10 protein-coding genes are annotated in these 8,968 nt (G+C 72.2%); 6 read left to right on the top strand and 4 right to left on the bottom strand.

What is annotated here, in order from left to right; all coding sequences use genetic code 11:
• The 6 genes from PWG71_RS26655 to PWG71_RS26630 all read left to right on the top strand — a co-directional run.
• Nucleotides 1-904 (top strand): glycoside hydrolase family 10 protein (locus tag PWG71_RS26655; RefSeq protein WP_274812779.1); only part of this gene is annotated, 904 nt, incomplete at its 5' end.
• A 319-nt stretch (nt 905-1,223) separates the two neighbouring features.
• A complete protein-coding gene (locus tag PWG71_RS26650; protein ID WP_274812778.1) occupies nt 1,224-1,625 on the top strand; it encodes a TOBE domain-containing protein in 402 nt (133 codons plus the stop codon).
• Complete coding sequence (gene modA, locus PWG71_RS26645) at nt 1,618-2,436, top strand: molybdate ABC transporter substrate-binding protein (RefSeq protein WP_274812777.1); 819 nt, start codon at nt 1,618-1,620, stop codon at nt 2,434-2,436. Before PWG71_RS26650 ends, modA begins: the two co-directional genes overlap by 8 nt.
• A gap of 41 nt (nt 2,437-2,477) precedes the next feature.
• The gene (locus PWG71_RS26640; RefSeq protein WP_274812776.1) at nt 2,478-3,266 is read left to right on the top strand and encodes an ABC transporter permease; all 789 of its coding nucleotides are present in this window, start codon (nt 2,478-2,480) and stop codon (nt 3,264-3,266) included.
• On the top strand, nt 3,251-4,303 hold the full coding sequence (locus PWG71_RS26635; protein WP_274812775.1) for an ABC transporter ATP-binding protein: 1,053 nt from the start codon (nt 3,251-3,253) through the stop codon (nt 4,301-4,303). The genes PWG71_RS26640 and PWG71_RS26635 overlap by 16 nt, the downstream gene beginning before the upstream one ends.
• Nucleotides 4,304-4,481: 178 nt before the next feature.
• On the top strand, nt 4,482-4,766 hold the full coding sequence (locus PWG71_RS26630) for a DUF3040 domain-containing protein (RefSeq protein WP_274812774.1): 285 nt from the start codon (nt 4,482-4,484) through the stop codon (nt 4,764-4,766).
• A gap of 130 nt (nt 4,767-4,896) precedes the next feature.
• Here the strand turns inward: PWG71_RS26630 and PWG71_RS26625 are convergent, their stop codons facing one another.
• The 4 genes from PWG71_RS26625 to PWG71_RS26610 all read right to left on the bottom strand — a co-directional run.
• Nucleotides 4,897-5,478, bottom strand: a complete 582-nt coding sequence (locus PWG71_RS26625; RefSeq protein WP_274812773.1) for a CAP domain-containing protein — start codon at nt 5,476-5,478, stop codon at nt 4,897-4,899.
• 98 nt (nt 5,479-5,576) lie between these two features.
• Nucleotides 5,577-5,825 carry a hypothetical protein gene (locus tag PWG71_RS26620; protein WP_274812772.1) on the bottom strand — a complete coding sequence of 83 codons (249 nt, stop codon included), beginning with the start codon at nt 5,823-5,825 and terminating at the stop codon, nt 5,577-5,579.
• A gap of 88 nt (nt 5,826-5,913) precedes the next feature.
• Complete coding sequence (locus tag PWG71_RS26615; RefSeq protein WP_274812771.1) at nt 5,914-6,192, bottom strand: hypothetical protein; 279 nt, start codon at nt 6,190-6,192, stop codon at nt 5,914-5,916.
• 381 nt (nt 6,193-6,573) lie between these two features.
• A partial coding sequence (locus PWG71_RS26610; RefSeq protein WP_274812770.1) for a penicillin-binding transpeptidase domain-containing protein occupies nt 6,574-8,968 on the bottom strand: 2,395 nt, incomplete at its 5' end.

Genomic DNA, 8,968 nt, shown 5'->3' with positions numbered 1-8,968 from the left:
GGACGGCGAGGAGTTCGACGACGACGCCTCCTGGGAGGCCCACGGCGGCGACTTCGACGACCGGGGCGATTGGCGCCGGGACAACGTCGACCAGCTGATGCGCGACGTGCACGGCCGCATCCAGGAGACCAAGCCCTGGGTGAGCTTCGGCGTCTCCCCGTTCGGCATCTGGCGCAACCAGAGCACCGACCCCACCGGGTCGTCCAGTTCCGGCCTCCAGTCCTACGACGCCCAGTACGCCGACACCCGCACCTGGATCCAAGAGGGCACCATCGACTACGTCGCGCCCCAGCTGTACTGGGAGCGCGGCTTCGGCACCGCCGACTACGAGGTCCTGACCGACTGGTGGGCGAACGAGGTCGCCGGCACCGACGTGGACCTGTACATCGGCCAGGCCGCCTACCGCCTGGGCGAGGACGGCTGGGGCGGCGACGACGCGCTCAGCACCCAGCTCGACTACTCCGGCGCGCTGGAGGAGGTCGACGGCGACGTCTACTTCTCCATCAAGAGCCTGCGTCAGCACGGGCAGGTGGTGGACCACCTGCTCGGCGGCCACTACGCGGATCCGGCGCTGCCGCCGCGCACCGACTCCGGTGAGGAGGAGGCACGCGTGGGCGCGGTGACCGGTGTCGTGGCCCGGACCGAGGGGGATCGGGTCGAGGTCACCTGGGACGCCACCGAGGACGCCCGCTTCTACGCGGTGTACCGGCTGCCGGACGAGGTGGCCGAGGCCGGGGACGAGACGGTGTGCGAGGCGCTCACACCGGACAACCTGGTGGGCCTCACCGGCACCACCGGGCTCACCGACACCGCCGACGAGGACGTCGCGGGGTACGCGGTCACCGCTCTGGACGACTACCGGGCCCGGGGGCCGGTCGGCGAGATCGCCGACCCGCGCGGCTGACCCGAGCCCGGTCCCGCGCCCGAACCAAGGGCCCCGGTCCAACCATCGAGGACCGGGGCCATCGGACCAGGGCCCTCGCGCGCCCCCGGGAGGACCGCGCACACCGGCCCGGACGTCCCCCGGCCGGGCGGAGAACGACGGCGTGGAGCCGGACGCCCCCGGGTCCCGGGCGCACCGGCCGTCGGAAGGGCCGGAGCCGTTCCTCGGTCCCGGGTTGGAGGATCGTCTCACCCATGCCCACCCATGGCCGGAAAAAAGTTATGATCCACCAGTCTCATGGGTCTAACACCCTCGCAACTGCGAGATGTAGATTTCTCCCATGCCGACCTTTCAGATCAGCGAGGCCGCCGAACTCCTGGGCGTCAGCGCCGACACCGTGCGCCGCTGGGTCGACTCCGGGCGCCTGCACGCCACCCGTGACGCCTCCGGACGCCGCCTCCTCGACGGGGCCGACCTGGCCGACTTCATGCGATCCGGATCCCACGAGGATCCCGACCGTCGCCGCTCCTCCGCGCGCAACCGGTTCCGCGGACTGGTCACCGGCATCGTCCGTGACACGGTCATGGCCCAGGTGGAGATCCAGGCCGGACCGCACCGGATCGTCTCCCTCATGAGCCGGGAGGCCGCCGACGAGCTGGGTCTGGAGGTCGGCGCCACCGCCACGGCCGTCGTGAAGTCGACCGCCGTGATCATCGAGACCACCGGAGAACACCATGCGTGACGCCCCCCGGCGGCTCGGTGCCGCTCTGACGGCCGCCGCCCTGGCCCTCACCGCCTGCGGGTCGGAGGACACCGGCCCCGACACGGACGCGGGGGTCGCCGAGGGGGACCTCACCGGGAGGCTCACCGTGTTCGCCGCCGCCTCCCTCACCGACGTCTTCGAGGAACTCGCCGAGGAGTTCGAGGCGCGCGACCCCGGTGCGGAGGTCGTCTTCAACTTCGCCGGCAGCGGCGAACTCGCCACCCAGATCAACTCCGGCGCCCCCGCAGACGTGTTCGCCGCCGCCGACACCTCCACCATGGACCAGGTCGTCGAAGGCGAGGGCCTGGCCGGGGAATGGGTCGCCGAACACGGGGAGGGCGGCGCGATCTTCGCGACCAACACCATGGAGATCGCCGTTCCGCCGGGCAACCCCGCCGGCATCGAGGACCTCGACGACCTGGCCGCGGACGGCGTCTCCGTCGCCTTCTGCGCCGAGGAGGTCCCCTGCGGCACGGCCACCCTCACCGTGCTGGAGGCCGCGGGACTCGACGTCACCCCCGTCACCTACGAGGAGAACGTGCGCGCGGTCCTGACCAAGGTCGAACTGGGCGAGGTCGACGCCGGACTCGTCTACGTCACCGACGTCGACGCCGCCGGGACGGCCGTCACCGGCATCTCCTTCCCCGAGGCCGACGAGGTCGTCAACGACTACCCCATCGCCGTGCCGGCCGGAGCGCCGCGACCCGCGCTCGCCGCCGCCTGGATCGACCTCGTCCTGTCCGAGACCGGCGCCTCCGTGCTCACCGGGGCGGGGTTCGGTACCCCGTGAACCGCTCCGGCTCCCGGTCCGGCTCCGCGACGCACGGCGTCATGCGGGTCGGATCGGGCCGCCCTCCCTGGCCCCTGATCCTGCCCGCCCTGGTCGGTGTCGCCTTCCTCGTCCTGCCCCTGGTCGGCCTGGTCGTCCGCGCGCCCTGGCCGGACATGGGCCGTCGGATCACCGAACCCGAGGTGCTGGCGGCCCTGTGGCTGTCGCTGTCCACCGCGACCGTCTCCACCGTCCTCTGTCTGGTCTTCGGGGTGCCGCTGGCCTGGCTGCTGGCCCGGACCGAATTCCCCGGGCGCCGGTTCGTCCGCGCCCTGGTCACCGTTCCGCTGGTCATCCCGCCCGTGGTGGGCGGCGTCGCCCTGCTGCTCGTCCTGGGCCGCAACGGTCTGGTCGGCCGGTACCTGGACGCCTGGTTCGGGCTCACCATCCCCTTCACGTCCCTGGCCGTCGTGCTGGCCCAGGTGTTCGTCGCCATGCCGTTCCTGGTGATCAGCGTCGAAGGCGCCCTGCGCGGCGCCGACCGTCGCTACGAGGAGGCCGCCGCCACCCTCGGGGCCGGCAGGGTGACCGTGTTCGCCCGGGTCACCCTGCCCATGGTGCTCCCGGGTGTCGGCGCCGGCGCGATCCTGTGCTGGGCCCGTGCCCTGGGCGAGTTCGGCGCCACCATCACCTTCGCCGGGAACTTCCCCGGTACCACGCAGACCATGCCGTTGGCCGTCTACATGGCCCTGCAAAGCGACCCCGAGGCCGCGATCGTGCTCAGTCTCGTCCTGCTCCTGGTCTCCCTGGCCGTGCTGGCCACCCTCCGCGAGAAATGGGTGAACGCCTGATGCCGGTGCTCTCCGCCGACCTGTGCCTGAGCCGAGGCGACTTCACGCTGGACGTCGCCCTGTCCGTGGCTCCGGGCGAGGTACTGGCCCTGCTCGGGCCCAACGGCGCCGGCAAGTCCTCGGCCCTGCGCGCCCTGGCCGGACTGATCCCGCTCACCGGCGGACACGTGCGCCTCGACGGCGACGATCACACCCGCACGCCCGTGGAACGACGCCCCATCGGCATGGTCTTCCAGGACTATCTGCTGTTCCAGCACATGAGCGCCCTGGACAACGTCGCGTTCGGGCCCCGCTGCCAAGGGTTGTCGAAGGCCGACGCCCGGGCCCGGGCCGCCGCCCTGCTCGATCACATGGACCTGGCCGGATACGCCCGCTCCCGTCCCCGGGACCTGTCCGGCGGGCAGGCCCAGCGGGTGGCGTTGGCCCGCGCCCTGGCGGTGCGCCCCCGGCTGCTGCTGCTCGACGAGCCCATGGCCGCCCTGGACGTCGGCACCCGCGACCATGTGCGCGGTCGGTTGCGCCACCTCCTGGAGGAGTTCGACGGGGCGACCGTGCTGGTCACCCACGATCCGTTGGACGCCATGGTGCTCGCCGACCGCATCGCCGTCATCGAGAACGGCCGGGTGGTCCAGCAGGGGCCGCCCGCCGAGGTGGCCCGCCGGCCCCGCACCCCCTACGTGGCCCGGCTGGTGGGCCTCAACCTCTTCCACGGCCGTGCCGAGGGCACCGTGGTGACCCTGTCCGGGGGAGCCCGGGTGGAGGTGCACGAGGCCTACGACGGGCCCGCCCTGGTGGCGTTCCCGCCCCGTGCGGTGGCCCTGTACCCGGAACGGCCGCGCGGCGGCCCGCGCAACGTGTGGCCGCTGGAGGTGGACGGTGTGGAGCGATTCGGCGACCAGGTCCGGGTGCGCCTGACCGGCCCGCTCGACCTGGCCGCCGACATCAGTCCCGCGGCCCTGGCCGAACTCGGCCTCGCGCGCGGCGGCACCGTGTGGGCGGGGGTCAAGGCCGCCGAGGTCGAGTGCTATCCCGGGTGACCATCCCTTGAGACGGTCCTCCCACGGAGCGGACCATTCCGGGGCGGTGACCTGCAAGAGAGGAGAACGGGCGGGGAAAACCTCCGGAACATTGGATATCCGGGCCTCCCTCGGGGGAAACTGTAAGACACCCGGTGGCGACGGTAGTCCATCCCCCGGCCGCTGAAGGAGGGGTGCCATGTCCTTGAGAGAGAACGAGCGGAGAATCCTCCAGGAGATCGAGCGGCGGCTCAGCGAAGAGGAACCGGAGCTGGCCGGGCGCCTGGAGTCCTTCGGGGACCCCGACGCCCCCATCGACCCCGGGCTGAGCGGCTGGAAGCCCTGGGTGGCGTGCGGCCTGATCGCCGCGGTCACCGCCGGACTCCTGGTCCTGTTGTTCGTCCTCACGCCCGGTGCGCCACAGCCCGAACCGAGCGCCCCCGCGCAGACCACGCAACCGGTCGAGAACGAACCCGCCCGGTAGGCGGCGCTCCTCGGACCCCTGCGCCTGCCCGGCGGAGCCGGGGCCGTGCGGCCGGAACGATCGAGCAGGGGGACCCGGCGGCGGGCGGCTCCGGCCGCCCGCCGCCGCGATGCGTCCGGGGCCCGCGGCGTCAGGGGCCGTAACCGAAGACCTGCGTCCAGTAGGGGCCGTCGTCGGCGCGCACGACGCCCACCCCCGTGTCCACCAAGGAGCAGTTCAGGAGCGCCCTGCGGTGCCCCGGGCTCTCCTTCCAGGCCCGCACGGCTTTCTCCGGCGTCTCGTAGCCGTCGGCGATGATCTCGCCCGCGGGCTTCTTGTAGCCGGTCGCCCGCACGCGATCACTCGCCGACGTGCCGTCGGAACCCACGTGACCGAGCGCGCCGCGCCGGGCCATGTCCTGGCTGTGCTCCCGGGCTGCGCGGGTCAGTGACCCGTGGGTCTTGAGCGGGGCGCATCCGGCCTTGGAACGCTCCTCGTTCACCAGCCGTACGATCGTGGTCTCGGCCTCGTGCCAGAAGTCCGCCTTGGGCGGCTCCGCTCCGATGGCCCAGCTCGGTGGCCAGTCGTCGGCCCCGGTTCGGACGAACGGCGAGGAGACGCCCGTCCGCCCGTCCGCGACACCCTCGGGGTCGGCCGCACCCGTCACGCCGACGCAGCACAGGGCCATGGCGATCCCCACGAGCACGGTTCCGCGTACCGACTTCTTTCGCATGCCCCCTCCGTTCCCGATCGCGAGGACGTGCGGATCACGACGTTCCCGCACACCCGAAGGGCGGCCGACCGAACGTCGTCCGCCCACACCGGCCGAACTCACTCGGCCGCACTCGTGACCCTGTTCACCCAGGCGCCTTCGGCCGTGGCCGTGTAGGTCACGTACTCGTAGGTCACCTTGCCGTCGTCTCCCGCGTGACTGCGGACCACGGTCAGCGTCGCCCCCTTGGGGCCTGCGGAGCCGTAGCGGTTCTCGAAGTCCGCCCCGGCCATCGCCACGGAGGGCGCGCCCAGCGCAAGGCCGAGCGTGACGACCACCAAGGACAGCGTGCGTCGTACTGAGGTCATTGTTCCCGTCTCTTCTTTCGATTCGTCTCGGATGACGCCCGCCGGGCGCGGCGACCGGTGACGGCCGCCGCGCCCGCCGGGAACGCGACTAGTGAGCGGCGCTCGTGGAGCTGTTGGAGGCGGCGCCCTTCGGGCCCGCGAAGGTCGAGCTGTAATCGAAGTACGAGCCGCCCTTGCCGTGGCCGTGCTTGCCGTGGCCGTCCTTGGCGATCGCGGTCACGCTGTGGCTGGCGGCGCCGTAGGGCCCGGCAACGGTCGCCTTACCCGAGAAGTAGCTGTCCGCCATGGCGACGGCCGGCGCACCGAAGGCCAGGGTGGGGGCGATGACGGCGGCGAAGGCGATCCGGGTGAAGGTCTTGCGGTTCATGCTGTGTCCTTTCGAGCCGGATCGACGATCTGTCGATCCGAGCGGCACCGGCCCCCTCCGTCGACCTTGGCGGGGACTCTTCGTTCGGCGCCACCTCTGAAAGTGCCCGATGAACAGTATTGATAGCTCCTAGTAGTTGGATGACTTCATAAAGTAACGACTGGATTTCTTTGCCGGGTCTTCCCCTCGGGAGCATGACGAACACCCTGAACGGGGAAGCCGCCCCCGAACCCGTCCGTCAGGCGAACGGTCGTGCGCCCTTCGGATGATCCGGGTTTCGCGCGGGCGCGGTGAAAAGCGTCGATCCGCGGGCTCGTGGAACGCCGACGGCGCGCGTCGGCGGTGCCGGCGCGCGCCGTCGGTCGGCGAGAGGGGGTGGGGTCAGAGGGCGTTGGTGAACTTCGCGGCGATCGGCCCGGCGACGGACGAACCGCCACCGCCGCCCTCCACCACGACGGCGAACGCGATGTCGCCCTTGTAGCCGATCATCCAGGCGTGGCTGGGCAGTTCCTCGTCCTCGCCCTCGGCCGTGCCGAATTCGGCGGTGCCCGTCTTGCCGTGGACCTCACCCTGGAACGGCAGATCCTTGGCGGTGCCCTCGGTGATGACCGCGCGCATCATCGTGCGCAGGGCGTCGGCGTTGCCGAGCTGCCGGGGCTCGGGCAGGTCCTCCGCCGCCGGTTCGGTCACCAGCACCGGGTGCCGCCAGGAACCGTCGGCGACCGCCGCCGGAATGGTGGCCATGTGCAGCGGGGAGGTCAGGATCTGGCCCTGTCCGATGCTCTGGGCGCCCAGCATCACGGCGCCGTCGCTGGGCGGGTAGACCGGCTCGAACGTCGGCACACCGATGTTCAGCGGAGCGTTCATCCCGAACAGGTCGGCGCTGTTCACCATGGCGTCCGAGTTCATGTTGTCGACGGCCGCCCTGACGAGAGCGGTGTTGCAGGACGTGGCGAACGCCTGCGTCATCGTCTGGGACCCGTACTCGGCGCCGCCGGCGTTCGTGAACTCCCAGCCGCCGGGGTCGTACTCCTTGGGGCACTCCATGGGACTGTCCATGGTCATGCCGTTGTCGAGCAGGGCGTTGTAGCTGACGACCTTGAACGTCGAACCGGGCGGGTACTGACCCTCGAAGGCGCGGTTGAAACCGCCGGGCACGTTCACCGCGGCCAGGATCTCACCGGTGGAGGGCCGGATCGCCACCATGCCCGCGGGGTCCGCGGAGTCGATGATGGCGCTCGCCGCCGCGCTCTGGACGGACATGTCGATGCCGGTGGTGATGTCCTCACCGGGGGCGCCGTCCAGGGTGGCGACGGTGTTGTCCTCGGTCACCTCCAGGGCTTCGACGTCGGCCCCGGTGTCCATCGTGACGATGGTGGTGGCCGCCTGTCCCGCCAAGCGCTCCTCGTAGGTCCGCTGGAGACCGCTGGCGCCGACGGTGTCGCCGACCCGGTAGGCCGGGCCCAGACGTTCGACGTCCTCCTCGGTGGCCTCGCCCATCTCCCCGACGAGCATCTGGAGGGAACCGGAGATCTCCGGACTGTCCAGTCGGGTGCCGTCGGCGGCCAGGATCTGCCCTCGCTCGCCCCACACCGCGGTGCGGCCCAGGGTCTCGCCTTCGGCGAGCCCGGGGAAGGCCACCTCGGGGGAGAAGTCCACCCACCATCGGCCGTCCTGGCGGATCAGGGGGAGTTCGCCCTCCCAGCCCCAGTCGCCGGCGTTGGACAGGGAGACGGAGACCTCGTAGGGGGCGGTCCCGGTGTCACCGTCGGTGACGGGATCACCGATGGTGGCGTCGACGGCCTCCACACCGATCCCCGAGGCGAGGCCGCCGAACACCTCGGCCGCGTCGCCGCCGGTGGTGACGGCGGCCAGCCGCTCGTAGTCCTGGGCTTCCCAGGCGGCCTCGTACTCGGCGGTGGCCTCCTGCGGCCTGGGCAGGGTGAGCACGTACCAGGACACCCCGCCGCCGATCAGCGCCAGGACCACCACGGCGGAGAGGACACCGATGAGCAGCCCGCGCCGCGACTTGCGCCGGGGCGGTTCCTGCGGCCCCTGCGGTGCGCCGTCGCCGTCGTAGAGGTACTCGAAGCCACCGCTCCGGGTCTCGGGTTCATCGCCGCGGGGCGCCTCGTCCCAGTCGTCCCAGTCGTCGCCCTGACCGTCCCCTCGGGGCCGGTCGCGATCGTCACCGGAGTCCCAGGCCTCGGACTCCGGTCCGGGCGCGTTGTAGGCGCCGCCGGCACTCCAGGCGGCCTGTTCGCCGCTCCGGGGGTCGCCGGAACGCTCGTCGTCGGGCCGGGGCGTGTTGTACGCGTCACCGGCGTTCCAGGCGGCGGTCTCCGGCGGGCCGCCGTAGGCCTCGCCCCACGGGGCCGGGCCGTCCTCGGGACGCCGGGCACCCGTGGCCGCCGGTTCGGAGTCGCCGTACCGTCCGGTCCAGTCGTCCTGTCCGGATTCCCACCCGTCGTCGGGGTTCCGCCCGGAGGCGGCGTGCCGTTCGCCCCATGGGTCCCGTCCGTGGTCGGCGCCTCGGCCGGCCGTGTCCTGTCGATGGCCACCGAGGGTGTCGTCCCAGGTGTTCCGGGGTTCGTCGATCTCGTGCCCGGCGGCGCCGTGGGCGCCGGGCCGCTCCCGCCAGGCGTCGTCGCCCTGGGAGACGGGGGTGTCCTGAGACCGTCCCCGGCTGTCGCCTCCGTCGCCGGTGTCCCACGCGGTGCCGCTCGGCTGTGGTCCGCTGTGGGTGTCGGGCCGGGTGGTCCGGGGGTCCTCGGGG

Source organism: Nocardiopsis sp. N85, assembly GCF_028882275.1.
GTDB classification, from domain to species: domain Bacteria; phylum Actinomycetota; class Actinomycetes; order Streptosporangiales; family Streptosporangiaceae; genus Nocardiopsis; species Nocardiopsis lambiniae.
This window is presented reverse-complemented; position numbering and strand designations above follow the sequence as displayed.

Bases quoted from the DNA above. Each gene is read 5' to 3' on its own strand.
- PWG71_RS26650 (WP_274812778.1), top strand. From the start codon at position 1,224: ATGCCGACCTTTCAGATCAGCGAGGCCGCCGAACTCCTGGGCGTCAGC.
- modA (WP_274812777.1), top strand. From the start codon at position 1,618: ATGCGTGACGCCCCCCGGCGGCTCGGTGCCGCTCTGACGGCCGCCGCC.
- PWG71_RS26640 (WP_274812776.1), top strand. From the start codon at position 2,478: ATGCGGGTCGGATCGGGCCGCCCTCCCTGGCCCCTGATCCTGCCCGCC.
- PWG71_RS26635 (WP_274812775.1), top strand. From the start codon at position 3,251: ATGGGTGAACGCCTGATGCCGGTGCTCTCCGCCGACCTGTGCCTGAGC.
- PWG71_RS26630 (WP_274812774.1), top strand. From the start codon at position 4,482: ATGTCCTTGAGAGAGAACGAGCGGAGAATCCTCCAGGAGATCGAGCGG.
- PWG71_RS26625 (WP_274812773.1), bottom strand. From the start codon at position 5,478: ATGCGAAAGAAGTCGGTACGCGGAACCGTGCTCGTGGGGATCGCCATG.
- PWG71_RS26620 (WP_274812772.1), bottom strand. From the start codon at position 5,825: ATGACCTCAGTACGACGCACGCTGTCCTTGGTGGTCGTCACGCTCGGC.
- PWG71_RS26615 (WP_274812771.1), bottom strand. From the start codon at position 6,192: ATGAACCGCAAGACCTTCACCCGGATCGCCTTCGCCGCCGTCATCGCC.